This is a genomic window from uncultured Tenacibaculum sp. (assembly GCF_947495995.1).
Classification (GTDB): domain Bacteria; phylum Bacteroidota; class Bacteroidia; order Flavobacteriales; family Flavobacteriaceae; genus Polaribacter.
In genome coordinates this window covers 13,805-37,595 of sequence record NZ_CANMAX010000011.1, presented here as the reverse complement: position 1 = coordinate 37,595, position 23,791 = coordinate 13,805, and the positions used below count along the sequence as shown (strand labels likewise).

Sequence of the window (23,791 nt, the reverse complement as noted above, 5' to 3'; positions counted from 1 at the left end):
CCCCTTTGGCACCCTCTAGCACTTTTTTAGCTCAGCCTCTTTTATTTCGATTAGTTTATCAATTTGTCCAGCAGCAGCGAAGAATAAACCATCATTAGTTTTAATGTCTTCGTCACCACCTAACCAACAGTTCTCTAATACAACTTCTGCAAAACCTAATGGATTAGTTTGTGCATTTGTCATTGCATACGAAAGCGTTTTACGATCTGGTTTTTTTAAGTATCCTTTTTTTCCATCTACGGCTACTTCGAATACTTCTCCATGTTGTTGTTTCCAGCTGTTGATTTGCTCTTTATTGATTTTCATAATTGTAAAATTTTATAGTTTTAAAGTATTGTGTTTTTGATTCTTATTTTATGGTAAAAGTGTTTGTTGAAGAAAGGAGCAAGGCTTTCTAATAAAGGGCTTATCTTGAGCCCTGCTCCTGAAGAATGAAACAAATACACTAGCTAAAAAACTAATCTTTTGTTCACAAACACTAGTACCAAGTGTTGGTGTTACGCTGCTAATCTGCGTAAGTACATAATAGGTAATGTGATTTCCATGAATTTATCACCTTGCTTTAATTCTCTGTTATCTTCAGTAAATTCTACTCCTTTTAACATGTAAGTAGCAATTTTTCCTGGAGCAGAGTTTCTAACAAAAGAAACTGTGATATCGAATGGAGGTAAATCTGTTAAATCTTCCTCTGGAGATAATAATAATTGTAAAGCTTCAACTTCGCTTTGTAATAATGTTAATTCTCCTTCTGGAGTTTTATTTCCATATTGGATAGCGTGAGGGTCTTCACCTCTTGCCATTAAGTATTCTTTTTCTCTTTTTACTGAAAACTTAACTCCACGAACACGAGTAAGAATTCTACCTAACATTACAATTTGTACGTCTGCCCAACGGTATTCAGGGCTTTTACTATCAAAAGTCATTTTTTTAAATTATTAATAAGTTAATACGTTATTTTTTGTTGCTTACGATAAGCTAGTTGTAAACCCTAATTCAACAGTGATATACTTTGCATATCCAACAGGTAAAATATCTAATGATACTTTTACTTCGTTTGTTGCTAATACGTCTTGAGCAGGATCGATAGAAGTTCTAACAGCAGAGATTTCACCATTTTGAGTCATAGTTAAGTTGATTGCGTTATCAACTAATCCTTCCCAACTCTTAATTAAAGCAGGAGCAATTTTCCCGTTAGCTTCTAATGGAATTTCATCTAAGATTTCGTTTACAAACACGTCATAAGCTACACGTCTTGCTTTGTAAATTGTACGAACTCTAGTGATGTTGTTTAAATCATCGCTTCCTGTAGTACAAGTTGGAGCATCGTTGAAGAAATATCCAGAACGACCTACGAAAGATCTTAAGAAGATATAACCTTTGTCGTGGATACTATCCCAAGCATTTTCTAATTCTTCAATAGCTTGCTCGTTAGTAAAATAGCCTTGAGTTGCAGGTAATGAACCAGATTTAACACGTCCTGGATTTCTCATTACAGGATCTTTAGCTAATCGTCCTAATAATAAACCTACTGCGGCATTTTTACTTCCATCAATATTAGATAATAAGATAGAAACAAACTCGTTATCAGATTCAGTGTAGTCTTTTAAGTCTCCAACAGTTCCGTTGAAATCTTTACCATCAATAATTACAGAAGCTTCTTTGTACTTGCTAGCGTAACCTTCGATAAGAGATTGAGCTTTTACAGCTGCGTTGTCTACATCTTCATCAATCCCGTCAGAAAGTGTTACTGCACCAGCAGATTCTCTAGACACAGCAATTAAACGGATTGCTCCTTTTGCGTCATCTAATAATTTCTTAGCAAAATCTTGGTCTGAAGATACCATGTCTTCCATAGAAACAGTGTCTGCTACTAACATTAACCATAATTCAGCTCCGTTACCAGCTTCTTCATAGAATTGTTGAACTTGTTTGTAGGCGTAAGGATTTGCTGCTTGTGTGATTCCTTTAGCTTGAGCATCATCCAAACTAAATACTTGGAAAGATTCTCCAACTTGAGCACCATCAACAACAGAAGCTCCTGTTAAAATCATAGCAGATACGCCATCTTCGGTTTGAGCTACTTGCCCTAAACCATCATTGTTTACATTAATTTTTACTTTAGGTAATCCATTCATTTTTTTATAGGATTTTTGGTTTAACAAATTTCACAATCGTTCCTCCTAAAAGTAGGGCCAGTGTGATACCACCGATCCAAATAAGAGGTCTCAACAGCACAGGAATGTATTTCTGTGGAATGACAATTGTTTCCTGTTTTTGCTGATTAATTTCTTTGTAGTGTTTTATAATTTCTTTTTGTAATTCAATAAGCTCTTTTAATTCTTCTGCAATGCATTCAGCTTCAATAGTATTACCAACTCTTTTAATACTCAATCTTGTGTAGTTTGAGCGTTTTACAATTGCAGCTTCAGTTAATTTGTCTATGGTTTCTTTCAGTTTAACTGTGTCTGCTTTTCTTGCAATTACAATGGTGTCTATTGTTCGGTGTTCTTTAAAGATGGAATCTTTGATTTTTACCGTACTTTCTGTTTTTGGTAATTTTTTAAAACTTTGACAAGCGTTACTTAAGAGAGCGAAGAGAATTACATAGCTTAAAATTTTTAATTTTCTCTTCATTTTTGTTTTTACAGATTTCTATATTCTTTTCTAGCATCGAAACAGGGACAAGCTTTAGAAAATTCAAAAGGTTCAATGATTCCGTTTCTGTTTAAATCTTCTGAGAAATCTCGGTGTCCGAGTATTATTGCTTGTGGGTATTTTCTTTTTAGTGTTATTAATAATTCTTTTAAAGCTCTTTTTTGTTTTCTTGTTCTGGTATCTTTAGGAGAAAGTCTTTTATTTAAACCTCCGATGTAAGCGATTCCTATAGAATGACGATTGTGACGTTTTACATGAGCGCCAATCTTATTTTCTGCCCTTCCTTCTTCAATAGTTCCATCTAATCCTATTACATAATGGTAACCTATACCTTTCCATCCTCTTTCTTTGTGCCATCTATCAATGTCGCTAGCTGAAAAACTTTTTCCTTCTACAGTTGCTGTGCAATGAATAACAATGTGTTTAATTTTTCTCATTCTTTTTTTGTTTAAAACTTCCCCCGAAGGGTTTGCAGTTCCCTCGTTCAAAAGAGGAGGAGAACTGCCTTTGGGTAACTCTTTATTAGTATGTTTTAATACTTCGTTCGAGTTGTTTGACGATGCAAAGATGGGATAGATTTGAAGTTCTGACAACTTGATTATCAGTGTTTGCGGATAGATTTGCAATGGTTGTAAATATGAATACAATGGTTGATTTTAGGTTTTAAAAATCCATAGAGTTAAAGCAACTTTGTATCAGAATTTAAACTAAAAAAACATGAATGATTTTAAATTAGATGAAACCGGAGATTTACTAATTGTAAATGGAGATTTTGTAATTGCAGATGCTACTTTGCAGCATCAAGAACATATAATTCTGGCTCAAAAAGGAGAGTATAAAGAGTTTCCTGAAATAGGAGTGGGGATTTCAAATATGCTTAATGATGAAAATCCAAGAGATGTCATCACGCAAATCAGAAGAAATTTTGAATATGATGGTATGGAAGTAAATCAACTAGATTTTAATGCTAAAGGAGATATTATTGTAGATGCTCCTTATAAAGAAGTTTAATTTTTAAAAAAAAGAAGAATATGAGTGTAAGAAAAGAAATTTATCAATCGGTAGCATCTAAATTAGATGCTATCGGAACATTTACTTTAATTGATTTATATAAAGGTCAGTTTGATGAAGAAGATAGTAATGGGTTAAATAGATTCCCGGCAGCCTATATTTCTATAGGAAGTATTACGTATCAAGATATGGTATTGGATGTTTTAGAAGGAGATTTACAGTTAGATGTGTATATCTTTTTTAAGCAGGATGCTGATACTGAAGTAGGAGCTTCTAATCAAGAAACGTCTTTAGCAATTTTGTCTACAATTGATGATGTTGTTGAGGCTATTCAGAAAACCTCTGGAAATTATTTTACAGATTTGACACAGATTGCTGAAGAAGATTTAACTCCTACTTACAAGAGACCAGCGTATAAAGTTACGTTCTCTACTAATATTTATAAAAAAGTAGGTATAACTAATTATATTTTAAACTAGTTAAAAAGGGCGCTTTTATAAGCGCCTTCATTATTTAATATTGCAGATATAGTTCTTTTACTAATAAAAAATTCTAGTGATAAGGTTTCTAAAACTGCATCGTATTTCCATTGCGGATGTTTTACTGATAATTGACTGAAACGTTGTTTTACTTTTTGATTTCTAAGTGCAATTAAATTATTATTTCTAGCCATAGATATTTTGGTATTGTGGAGGTTATTTTAAATTAACTGTGTAGCACGTAACTACACAGTTTAGAGGTTAATCTTTTAATATTATAGTTTTACTATCAAGTCTCTTGTATTTAGAGCCTTTGTTTATCTTTTCTTTTTCTAAAGTTTTGGCAAGTTTCAATGCTTTTTTGCCTTTCTTTTTCAAATAAGCTTGCTGTTCCATAGTTTTAGTAATTCTTTTTGCTGTTTTTTTCTTCTAAAAGGAAATGTATTACCAATGTGCAAATCATAATCATGGCTGTATTAGCCTGGATTTTCAAGAGCATATTAACGTTCAAAGTTGTCAGTTGTATTAATATTACTGTAATTAGTAACGCAATACACGACATTCCAATAATTATTAATCTGAAATTTTCCATAAGAATTAAATAAAAGGTTAAAGACTAGAAAATTGAATGTTAATGTCTTTCCATTTATTGTATTTGTCTTTTGTTTTAACTCTACAATATTTTGAAGAACCAGAAACACGTTGACAATCACTAAGTTTTTCAAATTCTTCTATTAGCTTTTTGTCTCCCATGTCTTTTACTTGTTTTCGAGCTTTTGCTAATAATTTGGGATCGTATTCTCCTTTGTTTCCTTTGATTAATAATCCGTCTAAAATGTTATATAAGCCTTTATTTCTATTAGCAAATTTGTTTTTGAAAATATCTTTAATTGCGTTTATATGAACATTAGCTTCTTCAGTAAATTCAATGCGTTCTTGGTAATCTACTGTAATCATGATGTTGCCATTTTTGTTTTTACGAGAAAATGATTTTACATCCTTAGGTTTTTTTCCGTTAAGATTATACATTTCTGCGTATAGTCTATTAGCTTCTTTTATAGTCTCGTCTTTCAACTGTTTTAATTGGTTAGAAAGTATAGCAAACTTTTCTGCGGTTCTATTACAAAAAGATTCATTTTCTTTTTCTAACTGAGCTCTTTTTTGTTGGTATACTAATCTTCTTTCTTGTTGTTTTTTAGCTAATGCAGTTGCTAATTGATGTTCGGTTAGGTTTTCGAGGTTAATTACGGTATTCATAAGCTTATTTTTTTCTTTTTTTTTAAATGATTTCAGGTTTTACCCAGTTTTCTTCAATAATACAATCGTTAATATCTCTTACTTTGTCGTTAACAATTTCACTGATAGTATATTTTGGTTGAGAACTTTGACCGTCTAAAACTCTAAACCATGAAGCAATTTCTAGATTACAGCAAATTCCTTCTCCAAGTGTCATAATTTTTTGTTCGTTTCTACTATAAGCAATTGCATTCCTTAATTGTATAATTCTACTTTCGATTTCTCTTATTCTCATTTTCTAGATTTTTTTTTAGTTCTAATTCAATTTCGTTTTTTTCTTTTAATAGTGTTGCGTAGATCTCATCATCAAAATTCTGAGTTAGCATTAAATCATATTCTTCTATTCGTTTTCTGAGTTTTTTTTGTGTTTTCATACTTTTCAATTTTAATTGACTTTTTATTTTTAAAGAGGTTTTTCATAGAATGTAATTTTTTGGTGATAATTTTCTTCTTTTATTTTTATTGTTGTGCTACTGAATCCTTTTATTTTTTTTTTGAAATAAATCAAATTTTATAACTTTTCTTGTTTTATAGTGTTTTAATTGTTTTTCTGTAGAATCTCATATTTTCTAATATTTAAGCTGCTTAAATGATAATTTTCAATTTTTTTGTTGTTAATTGTTGTTTAAGTGATTATTATTTATATATATTTGTTTCTCAATTATTGCACGACAAATATATGTAGATAATTTTCAACAAAAAAATAAAATTGAAGAAAATTATTTCTTTTTTTAAAAAATCACAGTTCCCCATAGAGTTCCCCCTGGATATATTAAAGAATGTTTTAAGAATTAAATTTATTGAAGGCTTTTGTGCTTCTTTAGATTTTGTAATAATTATAAATGAATATGGAAATAAAAGTAATTTTTTATGAGTACAATAGATAGGATAAAGGTTTTAGCTGATCACGAAGGGATAAAAATTACAGCGCTTGAAAAACAAATCGGTGCTAGTAAAGGTGTTTTAAGTAGGGCTTTTAATAATAAAACAGATATACAGAGTAAGTGGTTGACTAAGATAATTGAAAATTATCCCCATTTTGATTCTTTGTGGTTGTTAACTGGTAAAGGAGATATGTTGGTGAAAAATGATGCTGTGGTTGTTTCTGGTGAAGTAGTTGCTAATAATGTATTTAAGTTAAAAACTGATTATCCTATTGGTAAGCAAGCGGTACCTTTATATAATGTAGAGGCTGCGGCTGGTTTGGTTGAGTTATTTCAATCTCACGGAGATACACAGCCAGTTGGAACTTTGAATATACCTAATTTACCTAAATGTGATGGTGCTGTTTTTGTTACTGGAGACAGTATGTATCCTTTGTTAAAGAGTGGAGATATTGTTGCGTACAAGCAGATTTATGATTTTTATTCGGAGATTTTTTGGGGGGAAATGTATTTGATTTCTGTTGAGGTTGCTGAAGAGGAGTTTATTAGTGTGAAATATATTCAAAAATCTGAAAAAGGAGAGGATTATATTAAGTTAGTCTCTCAGAATAAGCATCATCAGCCAAAAGATATTAAAATGTCTAAAATAAGAGCTATGGCTTTAGTGAAAGCTTCTGTACGTATGAATTCGATGGGGTAGTTTATAAGATAAAACCCACTCATTTAATAAACGAGTGGGAAAATTGCTATGAAAAAGAAAAGTACAGAACGTCTTCCGTACTGTACTTTTATATTAGCATAAACTATGCCAAAACAAATTAATTTAAATTTTCTCTATTCTGTTAGCTCAAAATCAAGTTCTAGTTTTGTGGTTGAGCTACCTCCAACAAACACTTTAAACTTTCCTGGTTCTACAATGTAGTTTCCTTGGTTGTCAAAGAAACCAAGTTCTTTTCTGGTTAGTTTGAATTCTATTGTTTTGCTTTCTCCTTTTTTTAGAGGAACTAATTCGAATCCTTTAAGTTCTCTCACGGGTCTTGTTGTGCTACCGAAAAGATCTCTTATGTAAAGTTGAACTACTTCTTTTCCGTCGTATTCTCCAGAATTTTTAAGGTCTACGGTAACTTTTATTTCGTCGTTTATAGAAAATTTTTCTCCGTGGATTTTGAAGTTGCTGTACTCAAAAGAAGTGTAGCTTAAACCATGTCCGAACGGGTAAAGTGGTGTGTTTTCTGAATCGATATAATGCGACCAAAAAACATGTGATTCTTTATTTGGTCTTCCTGTACTTTTGTAGTTGTAATAAATAGGTACTTGTCCCACGTTTCTAGGGAATGTCATAGGTAATTTTCCACTTGGGTTGTAATCGCCGTATAATACACTAGCAATAGCATTACCTGATTGACTTCCTAATTGCCAAGCTTCAACTATAGTTGGAATGTTTGCATCTGCCCATTCTATGGTTAATGGTCTACCGTTGTTTAAAACTAAAACAATGTTTTTGTTTGCTTTGTAAACTTCTTCTAAAAGTTCTTGTTGTAAACCTGGTAGATCTAACTCTGTTCTACTTCTTCCTTCTCCACTTTGGAATCCGTGTTCGCCTAAAACCATAACAACTACATCTGCGTTTTTAGCTGCTGCAATAGCCTTTTTTATTTTAGATCTGTCGGTGTTGTTTATGTTTACTTGTTGTGTAAAAGCTGTGTTGCCTTCAACTAGGTCTAAGCCTTTTTCGAAAACAAGTGTGTTTTCTTTGTATTGCTGCATTCCTTCCAAAACAGAAATAGCTGTATTGTCGTCAGAACCTAGTCTCCAGCTACCAAGCGGACTGTTTTTTTCATCTGCTAATGGTCCGATAAGAGCAATTTTTTGTCCTTTTTTCTTTAAAGGCAAAAGGTTGTTCTCGTTTTTAAGTAATACGATAGATTTTTTTGCTACATCTAAAACAGCGTCATGATGAGATTTGTTTCCGATATTTTGTTTTTCATTTTCTTCATCACAATATTTGTATGGATCGTCAAATAATCCTAATTCAAATTTTACTCTTAAGATTCTTCTAACAGCGTCATCTAAAATCTCTTCTTTAATAACTCCGTCTTCTACAAGTTTAGCTAATTCTCTTACGTATACATATCCTTCCATGTCCATGTCAGAACCTGCTGTTGAAGCTAATTTAGCTGCTTCTCTTTTATTTTCAGCGTGTCCCCAGCTTATGATTTCGTTGATGGATGCCCAATCAGAAATTACAAAACCGTTAAAGCCCCATTTTTCTTTTAAAATATCTCTTTGAAGATATTTACTTGCAGTAACTGGAACTCCATTTAATTCATTAAAAGAATTCATGATGGTTTTTACATCGCTGTCTACTGCTGCTTTGAAAGGAGGTAGTACTAAATTGTGTAAAGTAGAGGTTCCTATGTCAACTGTGTTGTATTCTTTTCCTGATTCAGAAAAACCATACGCAGCGAAATGCTTTGCACAAGCTGCAATAGTGTTATTTTTAGATAAGTCATCTCCTTGGAATCCTTTAACTCTGGCTTTTGCGATTTTAGAGCCTAAATATGGGTCTTCTCCAGCGCCTTCCATTACTCTTCCCCATCTTGCATCTCTAGAGATGTCAACCATTGGAGCGAAGGTCCAATTGATTCCAGATGCAGATGCTTCTATTGCTGCAATTCTAGCAGATTTTTCTATTGCTTCTAAATCCCAACTAGCAGCTTCGGCTAATGGTATTGGGCTTAGTGTTTTGTATCCATGAATAACGTCGAATCCTATTATTAAAGGTATTCCTAATCGAGTTTCTTCTACGGCTATTCTTTGTACTTCTTTAACGTTTTCTGTTCCTCTTACATTTAACATAGATCCAACCCATCCTTTTTTAAGGTGTTCGAATTTTGTTTTTGCTGTGCCTTCTTCAGGTACAGGTCCAGTAACATCCCAAAAACCATTATATTGATTCATTTGTCCAACTTTTTCCTCAATAGTCATTTTAGACAGTAAAGAATCTACTCTTTCATTTATAGTTTCGTTTTTTGTATCAATCATTGAGTTGTCATTTTTTTTGTAAGAACATCCAAAAAGAAATATTGCTGATATACAATATACTGTTGTTTTTCTGATTTGATGTTTCATATGTGATCTGTTGTTTTAGAAAAGTTTTGTAAAATTAAATTAGAAAACGTTTCTATTGTTCACTCAAATGATCAAAATTTGATATTTTTTTAATACTATGATGATTTTTTGGTTTTATTTTGATAAAAAAGTATTAAAGTACTTTTTGTATACCGTTAAATTCTGATCTAAATTCACTAGGTGTGCTGTTTTTTATTTTTTTAAACATTCTATTGAAGTTAGCTAAGTTATTGAACCCGCATTTATAGGCGATTTCGCCAACGCTTAAATCTGTTTCTAATAAAAGTCTACTTGCGTAGCTAACCCTTGTATTGTTTATGTAGGAAACAAAAGTTTTTCCTGTTCTTTTTTTAATAAATCTATTAAAGGATACTGGTGTCATGTTTACTAATTCAGATATTTCATCTAAAGAAATTTTTCTGCTGAAATTATTTTGAATGTATTCGTAAACTTTTTTGATTTTATCGCTGTTTTCGAAGTCGTTATAGTTAGAAAAAGAAGTCGAAAGTAGTTTTTGATTTCTTGAAATTGATAAATCATGTAGTATAGAAATGAACTCTAAAAAATAATCAATTCCCGAGGTTTTAGGGAGTTCTAGTAGTCTGGGCATGATTTCTTTTATTGTTTTTTCAGAGAAAGAAATACCGTGTATTGATCTGTTAAGCATGTCTCTAACGGATTTGAATACTCTTCTTGAAAGTAGTTTTTCATCAAGTAAATCATTATGTATATGTATCGTTATTTCGTGTATTTCTTTTTGTTTGCAGTTGTGTAATTCCCAGCAATGCGGTAAATTAGGACCAACAAGTACAAGTTCATAATCACTAATCTCTCCTATATGATCTCCAATAACCCTCCTAACTCCAGAACCTTTGTGTATAAAGTTAAGCTCGTATTCCGGATGGAAGTGTAAAGGGAAGTCAAAATCGTCTTTTACTCTATAGTATACCAAGAAGCTATCCGAAGGAGAAAGTTGAGTGATCTCTCTATGTATATTTTTATTCATTTTGTAATTATTTAAGGTTGTTTTTGCGTTGTTTGTATTTTTTATACGTCAATAATATTAAAAAATTATTAATGAATGACAAAATTATATTAACGTTTAGTTAATATTGGATATACTTTTGTCTAAAACAATAATTTTTGTAGTTAAAAGTATATTAAAACATTTTGAGGTTATAACAAATAATGTGTTTTGAAATTGCTTTTTGATCAAAAAATGACCAAATTACTTATTAATATGAAAAAAAATATCTTTTCGTTTTTCTTGCTTTTATTTATGCTGATATCCACTTTCGGCTTAAATGCACAAAATGTAAATGGAGTTGTTAAAGACAATTCCGGCCCGCTTCCTGGGGTTAATGTTATCGTAAAAGGTACGACTCGAGGAGTTGAAACAGATTTTGATGGTAAATACTCTTTGAGTAACGTAGAGTCTAATGCTGTTTTAATCTTTAGTTATGTAGGGTACAAAACAATAGAAGTAGCTGTTAACGGTAGAAGTACTGTTAATGTAACTCTTGAAGAAGATACAAGTACTCTTGAAGAAGTAGTAGTAGTTGGTTATGGTACCAAAAAGAAAAGTTTGGTAACTGGAGCAATTTCTAGTATTGATAGTAAAGAGATTCAAAATGTGTCGAATCAGAGAGTAGATCAGGTCTTACAAGGTCGAACATCTGGTGTTACTGTATCATCATCTTCAGGTTCACCTGGTTCTCAAACAAAAATTAGAATTAGAGGTACTGGTTCAAGTGGTAGTTCTAATCCTTTATTTATTGTAGATGGTATGAAAGTAACTACAATTGATAATATTGCACCGTCTGATATTGCAAATATTGAAATTTTAAAAGATGCTGCTTCATCTGCTATTTATGGTACTGAGGGTGCCAATGGTGTAGTAATCGTTACTACTAAGAAAGGTAGAGTTGGTGGACCTCAATTTACGTTTAGTTCTCAATTAGGTATGCAGTTTGTAAATACTGATATGGAGCTAATGAATGCACAACAGTTTGTAACATATATGAATGAAGGTGGAATTACAGGTGTTGTTGATAACGGTATTGATACAGATTGGATTGACGAAACGTTCGATTCTGCTTTTATGGAGCGTTACGATTTTAGTATGTCTGGAGCTACAGAAAGTACTTCTTATTATTTTTCTGTTGGGCATACAGATCAAGATGGTATTGTTGGAGGTGAAAATTCAAACTTTGAAAGAAACTCAATTCGTTTAAATCTTACGACAAATATTACGAAATGGTTAGAGGCAGGAGCAAACGCAAATGCTGCATTTATCAAAAGAAGAGGTATTTCTGAAAATAGTGATACAAGAGGTGTTATTCAAAATATGTTAATTATCGATCCATTAACACCTGTTACATACACTAATGGAGTACCAGCAAGTGTTATCGATAGATCTAGAGATAATGGAGTACCAGTTTTAACAGATAAAGATGGTAATGTATATGGTTATCCTACATATTCTACAGGAGAGGTAATTAACCCAGTTGCTTTCGCAAACGATATACAAACAAACCTAAGTAGTTCTAGTCAGTTTTTATCAACATTATATCTAAAAGCAAAAATTATTGATGGATTAGAATTCACAACTAGATATGGTATTGAGCAAAATTTATTTTTAAATACTACTACGACTAATGCATATTATGTAGCATCGGAAGCGTCTAATACACAATATAATATTAGAGATTCTAGAGTGAGATTTAGTAGGTGGTTGTGGGAGAATTTTGCATCTTATGAGAAATCTTTCGAAGATCATAATTTTAAGTTTTTAGCAGGTTTTTCTGCTGAACAAAGTAGAAGACCAACGTTTACAACAAGACAATTTTCTGCTCCAGTAAATTTATTCAGAGTATTCGACCCAAATACTTCAGCATTTACTTTAGATCCTAATTCTCCAATTTCAAGAACATTTAGAGATAATTTAGTGTCTATGTATGGTAGATTATCATACGATTTCAAAGAGAAATATTTATTTGAAGCTACAGTAAGACGTGATAAATCAGATAAATTCCCGTCTGCAAATAGAGCGGCAGTATTCCCATCATTTTCTGCTGGTTGGGTAATTTCTAAGGAAGATTTCTGGCCAGACGATTTCGCTATAGATTATCTTAAAGCTAGAGCGAGTTGGGGACAAAATGGTAACAAAGGAAATTTAGCTGGTAACTCAGATTTAATTGCTGTTACTACAGAAGATAATGGAGCTACATTAAGTTATTTAGGTAACGTTGGTGCTCAAATTACAGGATTTGCGAATCAAAATTTAGTTTGGGAAACTTCAGAACAATTAGGTTTTGGTGTAGATTTAAGAGCAATTCAAAATAAATTAAACTTCTCTGTAGATTACTACAAGAAAACAACTAGAGATTTAATTGTATTAGATGGTAGTTTAATTACACCTGGTTCTGCAGGATTCAACTCAAATTCGTTCAATGCAGGTACAATTGTGAATCAAGGTTTCGAATTTGAAGTAGGATATTCAGATACTACAGACGGTGATTTTAGTTACCAAATTAATGCGAACTTATCTACTTTAGATAATGAAGTAACTGAAATTAAATTCTTACCTCAAGGTACTTCTTTAGTAGGTGCAGGAGCGCCACAAAATGATGATGGTGTAACAAGGTTTACAGAAGGTTTACCAGCATGGTATTTCTTTGGTTTTGAAACTAACGGAATTGATCCGGCTACTGGAGATGTAATTAAAGTAGATCAAAATGGAGACGGAATCGTTAATAATGCAGATAAAACATTCATCGGTTCTCCTCATCCAGATATTTTATTCGGAGGTAATATTAGATTAGGTTATAAAGGTTTAGATTTTAATGTACAGTTCCAAGGTACAATTGGAAACGATATTTTCGCAACATATCACCAACCTTCAAGACCAATTACCAATAAGCCAATTCAGTTCTTTGATGGAAGATGGACAGGTCCAGGAGATACAAGTGCTACTTTTCCAGCACCACAATTTGCTTCTTCTGCTTACGATACAGACTTAGTTGTTGAAGATGGTTCTTTTATGAGAATCAAACAAATTCAGTTAGGTTACACATTACCAGAGAGTTTTACTAATAAATTACGTATGAATAGAGTAAGATTTTACGTATCTTTAGATGACTTTTTTACATTCACTGGATATAATGGTTTAGATCCAGAGGTAGGTAACTTCAGTTTTAACGATACAGGTGTAGATAGAGGTTTTTATCCAACTGCTGCTAGAGCACTTTTTGGATTTTCAGTTAACTTTTAATCATTTTAAACAAACTATTAATTAAATGAAAAAAATAATTTTTGGATTAGCATTCATTTGCTTAGGAATTATTGCATGTAGTGAGGACTTTACAAACAATCCTCCAGAAAATGTTCAGGATCTAGATACTTTTTTCTTGGAAGAGGGAAATGTTGAACAAGCTGTAATTGGTATTTACGATTTAATGCAGTTTAATTACGCAAGAGATTGGCACAGTGCATTTCTAGTAAAATTATTACCAGGAGACGATGCTAACGCTGCGGGAGGTAACTCAGGAGATCAACAACAATTACAAGATATAGACGACTATACAAATGTTTCTACGTCAAATTCTTCAATTCAAAGTATTTGGGATTTGTACTACAGAACAATCGCTTTATCTAACTTAGTAATACAAAATTTAGAAACGAGTACTTTAAGTAATAAAGATAGAGCTTCTGCTGAAGCTAAGTTTTTCAGAGCATGGTGTTATTTTGAATTAACAACAATGTTTGGTGATGTTCCATTACGTTTACAATTACCAGAAGGTGCTGCTGATTTCGGATTAGGAAAATCTCCTCGTAGTGATATTTATGCACAAGTTAAAGCAGATTTAACGGATGCAATTCAGTTTTTACCAAATAAAGCAGCTGTTTCAGATGTGTTCAGAGTTTCAAAAGGAGCTGCACAAGCTTTAATGGGTAAAGTTTTAGTTTTCGAAGGGAATCACGCACAAGCTATTCCATTTTTTGAAGCTGTTATTAACGATCCAGCTCACGATTTAGAAGCTACTCCAGGAGATGTGTGGTCTATCGCTAATGAATTCGGACAAGAATCTTTATTAGAGTTAGGTTACATTTCTACTACAGGAAGAGATTGGGGTAACATCGCTTGGGGTGGAAGAAACGAAAGTAACTTACACATTCAGTTAATGGGACCAAGAGGTGATGGAATCTTTGATGTAAACTCTATTGGTTTATTAAACGGATGGGGATTCAATTTACCAACAAGTAAACTAGCTAATGCTTTTGATGCTAGCGGAGACGTAGTAAGAAAAAGAGCAACATTAATGACAGAAGCAGAATTAGTTGCAGCTGGTGGTGGTGTAGATGCTGGTGCGGCAACTGGTGGAGCAATCTGGGATTACGAAGGTGCTATCCGTTTAAAATATGCGACAAGATCAGAAGATACAAGTTCTGGTGGTGTACGTGAATTAAACTACAGTACAAACTTCAGATTATTTAGATATGCTGAGGTGTTGTTATTAGCTGCTGAAGCGTATAACCAATCAGCTAACGATGCTGCTGCAAGAACAGAGTTAAATAAAATCAGACAAAGAGCTGGTTTAGCAGATATACCTGCAACTACAGCTGGAAGCGATTTATTCGACGCAATTGTAAATGAGAAATTCTTAGAATTAGCTCATGAAGGTCAACGTTTTTGGGATTTAGTAAGATGGGATAGAGCTGCTACAGAGTTAGCAGGAACTGGATATACATCTAAAAATGATTTATTTCCTATTCCTCAAACTGAAATTGATAAAAATACTGGACTTACAGATGCTGATCAGAATCCAGGATACTAATATAATATCATCACTGTAGATTGTATTTGAATTAATGATCTAAATTGGTAAAGCAGTATGATTTTTCATGCTGCTTTATTAATTTATTTACTCGTTCTTTATGAAATATATTCCTTATTTTTTCTTAATTATTTTTCTATTTAACTGTAAATCTAAAACAACCGAAAAGGTTACTACAAAGTTGTTTTCAAAACTAGAATCAACGAATACTAAGGTTGATTTCAGTAATAACTTAACAGAAACAGATTCATTGAATTACTTTAAATACACGTCCATTTACATGGGTGGAGGTGTGTCTATTGGTGATATAAATAATGATGGACTTTTAGATGTTTTCTTTACAGGAAATCAAGTTTCAAATAAATTATACTTAAATAAAGGAGATTTTTCTTTTGAAGATATCACAGATGCTGCTGGAATTTCTGGTGACGATAGATGGTATTCAGGAACAACAATGGTAGATATTAATGCAGATGGTTATTTAGATATTTATTGTGCAGTTTCTGGTATTGGAAAGAATAAAAAGAATCAATTATTCATCAATAACGGGAATAATACATTTACTGAAAAAGCAGAAGAATATGGTTTAGCAGATAATGGAAATGCTGTACAAGCAACTTTTTTCGATTATGATAATGATGGAGATTTAGATGCTTACATTGCAAATTATCCTAGGGCGCATCCTTCTACTTCAAATATGGTGTATAAGCACCGCATGCAAAATGTGACTAGTGAAGAGTCAGATAAATTATATAGAAATGATAATGGAAAATTTATTGATGTTTCTGAAGAAAGTGGCGTAAAAAATTATAGTTTCTCCTTAGGAATTACTGCTTCAGATATTAATAGCGATGGTTGGGTAGATTTATACGTTTCTAACGATTATAGTATTCCTGATTTTCTGTACTTAAATAATCAAGACGGAACTTTTAAAGAGGTGATTAAAAAAGCGACCTCTCAAACTGCTTTTTATGGAATGGGAATAGACATTGCCGATGTGAACAACGATGGTTTTATGGATATTTTTCAAGTAGATATGGATTCTGATGATAATCGTAGGCAAAAAGCAAATATGTCGAGTATGAATCCGAGATTATTTTACGAAACACTATTATATGGTTTTCATTATCAGTATATGCATAATTGTTTTCAATTGAATTCTGGATATGCTGAAAACGGAATTCCTAAGTTTTCAAATATTTCGAGATTAACAGGAACTTCTTCTACAGATTGGAGTTGGGCTCCGCTACTTGCTGATTTTAATAACGATGGATTTAAAGATTTATACGTAACGAACGGAACAAGAAGAGAAGTTAATAACAAAGACTTTTTCAATAAAATAGGTGATGAAAAATATGATAATTTATCACTTTTAGAAAAAACGAAAAGAATTCCAAGTGAAAAAATAGACAACTTCATGTTTCAAAATCACAATGGATTAGAATTCTCTAAAGCAAATGAAGATTGGGGAATTGTTCATGAAGGTTTTTCAAATGGAGTGGCTTATGGAGATTTAGATAACGATGGCGATCTTGATTTAGTAATCAATAATATCGATGAGGCAGCAACTATTTTCAAAAACAATGCTTCAGAAAAGAATAACTTTATTAAAATTCAATTAAAAGGAAACAAGCAAAATAGTTTCGGATTCAATACTTTGGTGAAAGTTTATTCAGAGAATCAAACTCAGGTTCAAGAATTAACATTAACAAGAGGTTTTCAGTCTTCTGTAGCTCCAGAATTGTTATTCGGTTTAGGTAAAGCATCTAAAATTGATAGCATCAAAGTAATTTGGGATACAAAAAACACTGAGATAATTAAAAATATTAAATCGAATCAAACATTAGTTTTTTCTAAGGAAAAAGCGAGAACAATCGATCAAGAAAATCATCTAGGTGAAAAGAGTTTATTTGCTTCTAACGAAGAGTTTTCAAATCAGATTAAACATACAGAAAACGATCACGACGATTTTCAAACGCAAGTTTTATTGCCGCATAAAATGTCAACTTTAGGTCCGGCTATCGCAGTTGCAGATGTGAATAACGATGGTTTAGAAGATATTTATGTTGGAGGATCGTATGGTAAAAAGGCGAAGTTTTTCATTCAAAACGAAACAGGATTTGCAGTACAAGAAAATAGCAGTTTCAAAGATGGAGAGTTCTCTGAAGATTCCGGAGCTTTATTTACTGATGTAGATAACGACGGTGATCAAGATTTATATGTTGTAAGTGGAGGTTATGAGTTTCCTGCAGATTCAAAAAGATTGAAAGATCGTTTATATATAAATAACGGGAAAGGAGATTTCAAAAGCTCAAATGCAATTCCAGATATCAAAATTAGCGGATCAAAAGCTTATGAAATCGATTTCAATAAAGATGGAAAAAAAGATATTCTTGTTTTAGGGCGTCAAGTTCCTGGAAATTATCCAGCGCCAACATCTTCATTTATTTTAGAAAATAATACAGAAAACGCTACAGTCAAATTTTCAAACGTAACCGAAAAAGCTGTACCAATGCTAGAAAATTTAGGAATGGCAACAAGCGCTGTAGTTATTGATTTTAATAAAGATGGTTGGGAAGATATTTTTATTGTAGGTGAGTGGATGGGAATAAAAGTCCTAAAAAATAATAAAGGACAATTTGAAGATGTTTCAAAAAGTTCAGGATTATCGGATACCACAGGATGGTGGTGGAGTATTGCTTCAGGAGATTTTGATCAAGATGGAGATATCGATTTTATAGTCGGAAATAATGGATTGAACTATAAATATAAAGCGACCGAAGATGAAACTTTCGACATTTTTATGAAAGACTTTGATAAAAATCGAAAGTCAGATATTGTGTTAAGTTACTACAATAAAGGAAAGCAATATCCTGTGAGAGGGAGGCAATGTTCTTCTGAACAAATTCCAGGAATCAAGAAAAAATTCAAGAATTACGATGAGTTTTCAAGAGCAACATTAATTGATGTTTATGGAAAAAAGAACTTAGAAAATTCATTACACTACCAAGTAAAATCATTTGCCAGTATTTACTTAGAAAATAAAGATGGAAAGTTCATTATTAAAAAACTTCCAATGGAAGCTCAATTGTCTAGCATAAATCAAATCCTTACTGAAGATTTTGATGGAGACGGATTCTTAGATGCTTTAGTAGCTGGTAATTTATACAATTCAGAAGTTGAAACACCAAGGAATGATGCAGGTTATGGATTACTATTAAAAGGAAATGGGAAAGGTGAGTTTAAACCTGTTTCTGTTAGAGAAAGCGGATTCTACACTGCTGGAGATGTAAAGGATTTACAAAGAATTAAAATAGCAAGTAAAAAATATATAATGTCTATAAAAAACAACGATTACGTACAGTTTATAGAGCAAAGAAATTAAATGATGAGAAATATTATAATTGGACTTTTAGCTTTTTGTGTGGTAGCTTGTAAACAAGAAGATAAAAAAACTGCTGAGGTTGCAGTTTTAGAATATCAAATTAATGCAGATTTAGGAGAAGGAGCAATATGGAATTATAAATCTAACGAATTGTATTGGATAGATATCGAAGGAAAAAAACTACATGTGTATCATCCAGAAACGAAGAAAAATAAAACAATAACATTGCCCTGTAGAATTGGTACTGTTGTGCCTAGTGAAGAAGAGAATAAAGCCATAGTCGCTTTAGAAGATGGTGTTTATATAGTTGATACAGTAACAGAAGAATTAATGTTGTTATCTGATGTTGAATCTGATATTACAGAGAATCGTTTTAACGATGGGAAATGTGATCCAAATGGTGATTTTTGGGTGGGTTCAATGCATTTAGCTCAGAATAAACCTAATGCAAGTTTATATAAAATAAACGAAAAAGGAGAGAGTGATAAAATGCTTGAAGGAATAACAATTTCAAACGGAATTGTTTGGACTAAAGATAAATCTACAATGTATTATATCGATACGCCTAAAGGAACTATTAGAGCTTTCGACTATGATAAAACTACGAGTAAAATATCTAATGAAAGAGTTGTGGTAACTGTCGATCCAAAAGATGGTTTTCCTGATGGAATGGCTATTGACGATCAAGATATGTTATGGGTTGGTATGTGGAATGGAAATGCTGTGGCTAAATACAATCCTAAAACAGGAACCTTAGAGAAGAAAATTCAAGTGCCTGCACACAACGTAACTTCATGTGCTTTTGGAGGTGATAATTTTGATGAGCTATACATAACTACAGCTTCTGTAGATATGACAGATGAAGAGAAAAAACAATTTCCTTTAGCAGGTTCGGTGTTCAAAATTAAACTAAAAGAAAAAGGAGTTAAAAGCAACTTTTTTAAGAAACCAAGTATTCAAATTGCTGAATTAAAATAAACGACTACTTAAATGAAAATTACTAAATTAATTATATGTACACTAGCATTAGTGTTGGTTTCATGTAAAAATGAAGAAACAAAAAATACAAGTAATAATCCTGTTGAAGAGAAAGTTCAAGCTTTATTGGCTAAAATGACCATTGAAGAAAAAATTGGACAATTAAATTTAAGAGGAACATCAAGTAGGGTAAAAGGTTCGTTACCAGAAGAATTGAAACAAGCTGTAAGAGATGGAAAAGTAGGAGCTTTTTTAAATGTAATGAATACTGATTATGTAGATGAATTACAACGAATTGCAACAGAAGAAAGTCCGAATAAAATTCCATTAATTTTTGCTAGAGATGTTATTCATGGTTTTAAAACAATTTTTCCAATTCCTTTAGGATTGGCAGCGTCTTGGAATCCAGAAACTGTAGAGGCTTCTTCAAGAGTAGCTGCAGTAGAAGCTTCATCTTCTGGTATTCGATGGACATTTGCTCCAATGTTAGATATAGCTAGAGATAGCCGTTGGGGAAGAATTGCAGAATCGCCAGGTGAAGATCCGTTTTTAGCTTCAAAATTATCAACAGCATATATAAAAGGTTTTCAAGGAGAAGACTTAAAAAGTTCTACAAGCATGATTGCTTGTGCAAAGCATTTTATTGGTTACGGAGCAGCTATTGGTGGTCGAGATTACAACACAGCAATCATTAATAAAGAGTTAATGCAAAATGTGTATTTACCACCTTTTAAAGCAGCTTTTGAAGCAGGAAGTCAAACGGTAATGACTTCGTTTAATGAAACTAACGGAATTCCAGCTTCTGGTGATAAAAAGTTATTGCAAGATATTTTAAGAAAGCAATTAAAATTTGATGGTTTTGTAGTAAGTGATTGGAATTCTGTGACTGAAATGATTCCTCACGGATTTGCTAAAGATGAAAAACATGCTGCTGAAATAGGAATCACTTCTGGATTAAACATGGAAATGACTAGTAAATCCTATGAAAATCATGTAAAAGATTTACTAAAAGAAGGAAAATTAAATGAAATTCAAATCAACAGTTTAGTAGCTGAAATTTTACGAGTTAAATTCAGAATGGGATTATTTGAAAATCCGAATAGAGATAAAAATCATACTGGAAATTTATATGCTGAATCACATTTAGAATTGGCAAAAAAATCTGCAATTGAAAGTTCTGTTTTATTAAAGAATGAAGGAAATATTTTGCCTTTCAGTAAAGGAACTAAAATTGCCGTAATCGGACCATTAGCTGATAAACCAAGAGAACAATTAGGAACTTGGACTTTCGATGGAGATAAAACACATACGGTAACTCCAGTAGCAAGTTTCAAAAAAGCAAATGTAAACTACAATTTCGTAGAAGGATTATCGTACAGCAGAGATGTCTCTGAAAAAGATTTTCAAAAGGCAATTGCAGCAGGAAAGAAATCAGATGTTATTGTTTTTATTGGTGGAGAAGAAGCAATTCTTTCTGGTGAAGCGCATAGTAGAGCGAATATAGATTTGCCAGGAGCGCAAGAAAAATTAATTAAAGAATTAGCAAAAACAGGAAAACCAATTGTGTTGGTTATCATGGCAGGTAGACCAATTACATTAACAAATATTATTAACGATGTCGATGCTGTTTTAATGGCTTGGCATCCTGGGACTATGGGAGGACCTGCTATTCACGACATGCTGTTTGGTGTAAAAGAGCCACAAGGGCGTTTACCAGTTACATGGCCAAAGGTAGCAGGTCAATTACCATTATTCTACAATCATAAAAATACAGGAAGACCTGTAATTCCAGAGAAATTTGTGCAAATGAATGATATTCCTGTAGGAGCTTGGCAGAGTTCTTTAGGTAATACTTCTCATTATTTAGATGCGGGTTATACACCTCACTTTCCTTTTGGATATGGTTTAAGTTACACTTCTTTTGAGTACAGTAATTTAAAATTATCAACGAATAAATTAACTGATACAAATGAAATAACTGTTGAAGTTATTTTGAAGAATACAGGTAAAAGAGATGGTGAAGAATTAGTACAGTTTTATGTACAAGATGTTGTAGGAAGTATTACTAGACCTGTAAAAGAATTAAAAGGATTTAAGAGAGTAAGTTTAAAGCAAGGAGAAGAGCAAAAAGTAAGTTTTTCAATTGGTGTGAAAGATTTAAAATATTACAACAGTGAACTTATTTACGGAGTAGAAAAAGGAGACTTTAATGTTTGGATCGGAAAAAATTCTGCAGAAGGATTAAAAGGTAGTTTCGTTTATGAGTAGTAAAATTATCATCTTAATGGGAGTAAGTGGTAGTGGAAAATCTACTATTGGAAAATTACTTTCTGAAGAAATCGCTATTCCTTTTATAGATGCAGATGATTTTCATCCGAAGTCAAATGTTGAAAAAATGAGCAATGGAATTCCTTTAAATGATCAAGATAGGAAACCATGGCTCGAAATTTTAAATCAAGAATTAATCAAAGCTGAAGGAAATCAAGGAGTAATCTTAGGTTGTTCTGCATTAAAAGAATCGTACCGACAAATTCTTGCTAAAAATATAACCAATATTCATTGGTGTATTTTAAATGGAACATACGAATTGATAAAGAATAGAATGGAAGAAAGATCCGGACATTTTATGGGATCAGCAATGCTAAAATCTCAGTTTGACTGTTTGGAAGTTCCTTCTTACGGAACTCATATCGATATAGATAAAGATCCTTCAGAAATTATAAAAACAATAACAAAAGTTATGGATAAATCATCTTTTGGTGTACTAGGCTTAGGTGTAATGGGGAAAAGTCTAGCAAAAAATATCTTAAACAATGGTTTTTCATTGTCAGTATATAATAGAGAAACTCAGGGAGAAGAAGGAATAGTCGAAGCTTTTGTAGATGCCAATTCTTATGACAAAGTTTTAGGATTTACAGTATTAAAAGATTTTGTGGATTCTATAGAAAAGCCTCGTAAGATTTTAATGATGATTAAAGCAGGAAAAGTTACAGATGCTGTTATTGATAGTATTGTGCCTTTTTTAGATGAAGGTGATATTTTAATTGATGGAGGAAATTCTCATTATGAAAATACAAAAAAGAGAAGTGATAATCTTCAGAAAAAAAATATAGAATTTATTGGTTTAGGTGTTTCTGGTGGAGAAGAAGGAGCTTTAAAAGGTCCGTCTTTAATGCCTGGAGGAAATAAATCGAGTTACGATAAAGTTGCTAAATTTTTAGAAGCAATAGCCGCTAAAGATGAAGACGGACAAGCATGTTGCAATTATATAGGTCTAGATGGAGCAGGTCATTTCGTAAAAATGGTCCATAACGGAATAGAGTATGGAGACATGCAACTTTTGGCTGAGGTGTATGCGATTTTATCTAAAACTATGAGTTATGAAGAAATAGCCTCACTTTTAAAACAATGGAATTCAGGAAAACATTCGAGTTATTTATTAGAAATCACAACAAAAATTCTAGAAGAACAAGAGAATGGAACCTATGTTTTAGATACCATTTTAGATAGAGCAGGAAACAAAGGAACAGGATCGTGGTCTAGTATTGTATCATTACAATTAGGAATTCCAACAACAGTAAAAACAGCCGCAGTTCATGCACGTTATACGTCTTCTTTTAAAGATGAGCGTAAACGATTATCAGCTTATAAACAAGATCTAACTCCAAAAGAACCAGTTGATCTTAAACAATTGGAAGAAGCATACGATTTTGCAAGAACTATAAACTTACATCAAGGTTTTCAGTTATTACAAGAAGCTTCTAAAGAACACAATTGGAATTTAGACTTAGCTGAAATCTGTAGAGTTTGGTCTAGTGGATGCATTATTAAATCTGAAAAAATAAAAGAATATAGTAAGATTTTAAAAGAAGTAGCCACACTTTTCGATGATGAAAAAACAATCTTAGAATTGTTCAAAAACGAATCGAGTATTGCTTCTGTTTTAAATTATGCGTTATTAAATAGAATTCATGTTCCTTGTTTATTCGAGTCGTATAATTTTTGGGTAGCTATGACAACAGAAAAGTCTTCAGCAAATGTCATTCAGGCACAACGAGATTTCTTTGGAGCGCATAGATATCAAAGAATTGATATAGAAGGAGAAGAAACATTTCATCATAATTGGAGCTAGAT

21 protein-coding genes are annotated in these 23,791 nt (G+C 32.2%); 9 read left to right on the top strand and 12 right to left on the bottom strand.

Features of this window, described 5'->3' with window-relative positions; translation table 11 throughout:
• Nucleotides 1-15: 15 nt before the first annotated feature.
• From Q1A15_RS19140 to Q1A15_RS19120, 5 genes are all read right to left on the bottom strand, one after another.
• On the bottom strand, nt 16-306 hold the full coding sequence (locus Q1A15_RS19140; protein WP_299627744.1) for a hypothetical protein: 291 nt from the start codon (nt 304-306) through the stop codon (nt 16-18).
• 191 nt (nt 307-497) lie between these two features.
• Nucleotides 498-923 carry a hypothetical protein gene (locus Q1A15_RS19135; protein ID WP_299627742.1) on the bottom strand — a complete coding sequence of 142 codons (426 nt, stop codon included), beginning with the start codon at nt 921-923 and terminating at the stop codon, nt 498-500.
• A 42-nt stretch (nt 924-965) separates the two neighbouring features.
• Nucleotides 966-2,135: a DUF2586 family protein gene (locus Q1A15_RS19130; protein ID WP_299627740.1), complete on the bottom strand. Its 1,170-nt coding sequence runs from the start codon at nt 2,133-2,135 to the stop codon at nt 966-968.
• Between the two features lie 4 nt (nt 2,136-2,139).
• The gene (locus Q1A15_RS19125; protein ID WP_299627737.1) at nt 2,140-2,634 is read right to left on the bottom strand and encodes a hypothetical protein; all 495 of its coding nucleotides are present in this window, start codon (nt 2,632-2,634) and stop codon (nt 2,140-2,142) included.
• An 8-nt stretch (nt 2,635-2,642) separates the two neighbouring features.
• The gene (locus Q1A15_RS19120) at nt 2,643-3,092 is read right to left on the bottom strand and encodes an N-acetylmuramoyl-L-alanine amidase (protein ID WP_299627736.1); all 450 of its coding nucleotides are present in this window, start codon (nt 3,090-3,092) and stop codon (nt 2,643-2,645) included.
• Nucleotides 3,093-3,372: 280 nt separating this feature from the next.
• On the opposite strand from Q1A15_RS19120, the gene Q1A15_RS19115 reads away from it, so the two are divergent.
• Together Q1A15_RS19115 and Q1A15_RS19110 are read left to right on the top strand one after the other, a co-directional pair.
• On the top strand, nt 3,373-3,666 hold the full coding sequence (locus tag Q1A15_RS19115) for an oxidase (protein ID WP_299627735.1): 294 nt from the start codon (nt 3,373-3,375) through the stop codon (nt 3,664-3,666).
• 20 nt (nt 3,667-3,686) lie between these two features.
• Nucleotides 3,687-4,145: a hypothetical protein gene (locus Q1A15_RS19110; protein ID WP_299627734.1), complete on the top strand. Its 459-nt coding sequence runs from the start codon at nt 3,687-3,689 to the stop codon at nt 4,143-4,145.
• Here the strand turns inward: Q1A15_RS19110 and Q1A15_RS19105 are convergent.
• The 5 genes from Q1A15_RS19105 to Q1A15_RS19085 form a co-directional block, all read right to left on the bottom strand.
• Nucleotides 4,142-4,339, bottom strand: coding sequence for a hypothetical protein (locus Q1A15_RS19105; protein ID WP_299627733.1), 198 nt, complete (start codon nt 4,337-4,339; stop codon nt 4,142-4,144). The genes Q1A15_RS19110 and Q1A15_RS19105 overlap by 4 nt on opposite strands.
• A 67-nt stretch (nt 4,340-4,406) precedes the next feature.
• Complete coding sequence (locus Q1A15_RS19100; protein WP_299627731.1) at nt 4,407-4,541, bottom strand: hypothetical protein; 135 nt, start codon at nt 4,539-4,541, stop codon at nt 4,407-4,409.
• Nucleotides 4,542-4,754: 213 nt separating this feature from the next.
• Entirely contained in the window at nt 4,755-5,402 is a 648-nt protein-coding gene (locus tag Q1A15_RS19095; RefSeq protein ID WP_299627729.1) for a DUF3164 family protein, read from the bottom strand.
• A gap of 22 nt (nt 5,403-5,424) precedes the next feature.
• Nucleotides 5,425-5,676: a hypothetical protein gene (locus tag Q1A15_RS19090; protein WP_299627727.1), complete on the bottom strand. Its 252-nt coding sequence runs from the start codon at nt 5,674-5,676 to the stop codon at nt 5,425-5,427.
• Nucleotides 5,651-5,815 (bottom strand): hypothetical protein, encoded by a 165-nt coding sequence (locus Q1A15_RS19085; RefSeq protein ID WP_299627725.1) that lies wholly within the window; start codon nt 5,813-5,815, stop codon nt 5,651-5,653. The genes Q1A15_RS19090 and Q1A15_RS19085 overlap by 26 nt, the downstream gene beginning before the upstream one ends.
• A 496-nt stretch (nt 5,816-6,311) precedes the next feature.
• Between Q1A15_RS19085 and Q1A15_RS19080 the strand changes: the two genes are divergently transcribed.
• Nucleotides 6,312-7,025 (top strand): S24 family peptidase, encoded by a 714-nt coding sequence (locus Q1A15_RS19080; protein ID WP_299627723.1) that lies wholly within the window; start codon nt 6,312-6,314, stop codon nt 7,023-7,025.
• A 134-nt stretch (nt 7,026-7,159) separates the two neighbouring features.
• Here the strand turns inward: Q1A15_RS19080 and bglX (Q1A15_RS19075) are convergent, their stop codons facing one another.
• On the bottom strand, nt 7,160-9,370 hold the full coding sequence (gene bglX, locus Q1A15_RS19075; protein ID WP_299627841.1) for a beta-glucosidase BglX: 2,211 nt from the start codon (nt 9,368-9,370) through the stop codon (nt 7,160-7,162).
• A 220-nt stretch (nt 9,371-9,590) separates the two neighbouring features.
• Nucleotides 9,591-10,463: an AraC family transcriptional regulator gene (locus Q1A15_RS19070; protein ID WP_299627721.1), complete on the bottom strand. Its 873-nt coding sequence runs from the start codon at nt 10,461-10,463 to the stop codon at nt 9,591-9,593.
• Nucleotides 10,464-10,697: 234 nt separating this feature from the next.
• On the opposite strand from Q1A15_RS19070, the gene Q1A15_RS19065 reads away from it, so the two are divergent.
• The 6 genes from Q1A15_RS19065 to gndA all read left to right on the top strand — a co-directional run bounded on the left by Q1A15_RS19065 (nt 10,698) and on the right by gndA (nt 23,789).
• On the top strand, nt 10,698-13,730 hold the full coding sequence (locus Q1A15_RS19065) for a SusC/RagA family TonB-linked outer membrane protein (RefSeq protein WP_299627719.1): 3,033 nt from the start codon (nt 10,698-10,700) through the stop codon (nt 13,728-13,730).
• A 25-nt stretch (nt 13,731-13,755) separates the two neighbouring features.
• Nucleotides 13,756-15,294, top strand: coding sequence for a RagB/SusD family nutrient uptake outer membrane protein (locus tag Q1A15_RS19060; RefSeq protein WP_299627717.1), 1,539 nt, complete (start codon nt 13,756-13,758; stop codon nt 15,292-15,294).
• A 100-nt stretch (nt 15,295-15,394) separates the two neighbouring features.
• A complete protein-coding gene (locus Q1A15_RS19055) occupies nt 15,395-18,679 on the top strand; it encodes a VCBS repeat-containing protein (RefSeq protein ID WP_299627715.1) in 3,285 nt (1,094 codons plus the stop codon).
• Nucleotides 18,680-19,657 (top strand): SMP-30/gluconolactonase/LRE family protein, encoded by a 978-nt coding sequence (locus Q1A15_RS19050; protein WP_299627713.1) that lies wholly within the window; start codon nt 18,680-18,682, stop codon nt 19,655-19,657.
• Nucleotides 19,658-19,669: 12 nt separating this feature from the next.
• Nucleotides 19,670-21,925, top strand: a complete 2,256-nt coding sequence (bglX, locus tag Q1A15_RS19045; RefSeq protein ID WP_299627711.1) for a beta-glucosidase BglX — start codon at nt 19,670-19,672, stop codon at nt 21,923-21,925.
• Nucleotides 21,918-23,789 (top strand): NADP-dependent phosphogluconate dehydrogenase, encoded by a 1,872-nt coding sequence (gene gndA, locus Q1A15_RS19040; protein ID WP_299627710.1) that lies wholly within the window; start codon nt 21,918-21,920, stop codon nt 23,787-23,789. Before bglX (Q1A15_RS19045) ends, gndA begins: the two co-directional genes overlap by 8 nt.
• The last annotated feature ends 2 nt before the right edge of the window (nt 23,790-23,791 follow it).

Excerpts from the sequence above, each read along its gene's own strand:
- Q1A15_RS19140 (WP_299627744.1), bottom strand. The coding sequence starts at position 306 with ATGAAAATCAATAAAGAGCAAATCAACAGCTGGAAACAACAACATGGA.
- Q1A15_RS19135 (WP_299627742.1), bottom strand. The coding sequence starts at position 923 with ATGACTTTTGATAGTAAAAGCCCTGAATACCGTTGGGCAGACGTACAA.
- Q1A15_RS19130 (WP_299627740.1), bottom strand. The coding sequence starts at position 2,135 with ATGAATGGATTACCTAAAGTAAAAATTAATGTAAACAATGATGGTTTA.
- Q1A15_RS19125 (WP_299627737.1), bottom strand. The coding sequence starts at position 2,634 with ATGAAGAGAAAATTAAAAATTTTAAGCTATGTAATTCTCTTCGCTCTC.
- Q1A15_RS19120 (WP_299627736.1), bottom strand. The coding sequence starts at position 3,092 with ATGAGAAAAATTAAACACATTGTTATTCATTGCACAGCAACTGTAGAA.
- Q1A15_RS19115 (WP_299627735.1), top strand. The coding sequence starts at position 3,373 with ATGAATGATTTTAAATTAGATGAAACCGGAGATTTACTAATTGTAAAT.
- Q1A15_RS19110 (WP_299627734.1), top strand. The coding sequence starts at position 3,687 with ATGAGTGTAAGAAAAGAAATTTATCAATCGGTAGCATCTAAATTAGAT.
- Q1A15_RS19105 (WP_299627733.1), bottom strand. The coding sequence starts at position 4,339 with ATGGCTAGAAATAATAATTTAATTGCACTTAGAAATCAAAAAGTAAAA.
- Q1A15_RS19100 (WP_299627731.1), bottom strand. The coding sequence starts at position 4,541 with ATGGAACAGCAAGCTTATTTGAAAAAGAAAGGCAAAAAAGCATTGAAA.
- Q1A15_RS19095 (WP_299627729.1), bottom strand. The coding sequence starts at position 5,402 with ATGAATACCGTAATTAACCTCGAAAACCTAACCGAACATCAATTAGCA.
- Q1A15_RS19090 (WP_299627727.1), bottom strand. The coding sequence starts at position 5,676 with ATGAGAATAAGAGAAATCGAAAGTAGAATTATACAATTAAGGAATGCA.
- Q1A15_RS19085 (WP_299627725.1), bottom strand. The coding sequence starts at position 5,815 with ATGAAAACACAAAAAAAACTCAGAAAACGAATAGAAGAATATGATTTA.
- Q1A15_RS19080 (WP_299627723.1), top strand. The coding sequence starts at position 6,312 with ATGAGTACAATAGATAGGATAAAGGTTTTAGCTGATCACGAAGGGATA.
- bglX (WP_299627841.1), bottom strand. The coding sequence starts at position 9,370 with ATGATTGATACAAAAAACGAAACTATAAATGAAAGAGTAGATTCTTTA.
- Q1A15_RS19070 (WP_299627721.1), bottom strand. The coding sequence starts at position 10,463 with ATGAATAAAAATATACATAGAGAGATCACTCAACTTTCTCCTTCGGAT.
- Q1A15_RS19065 (WP_299627719.1), top strand. The coding sequence starts at position 10,698 with ATGAAAAAAAATATCTTTTCGTTTTTCTTGCTTTTATTTATGCTGATA.
- Q1A15_RS19060 (WP_299627717.1), top strand. The coding sequence starts at position 13,756 with ATGAAAAAAATAATTTTTGGATTAGCATTCATTTGCTTAGGAATTATT.
- Q1A15_RS19055 (WP_299627715.1), top strand. The coding sequence starts at position 15,395 with ATGAAATATATTCCTTATTTTTTCTTAATTATTTTTCTATTTAACTGT.
- Q1A15_RS19050 (WP_299627713.1), top strand. The coding sequence starts at position 18,680 with ATGATGAGAAATATTATAATTGGACTTTTAGCTTTTTGTGTGGTAGCT.
- bglX (WP_299627711.1), top strand. The coding sequence starts at position 19,670 with ATGAAAATTACTAAATTAATTATATGTACACTAGCATTAGTGTTGGTT.
- gndA (WP_299627710.1), top strand. The coding sequence starts at position 21,918 with ATGAGTAGTAAAATTATCATCTTAATGGGAGTAAGTGGTAGTGGAAAA.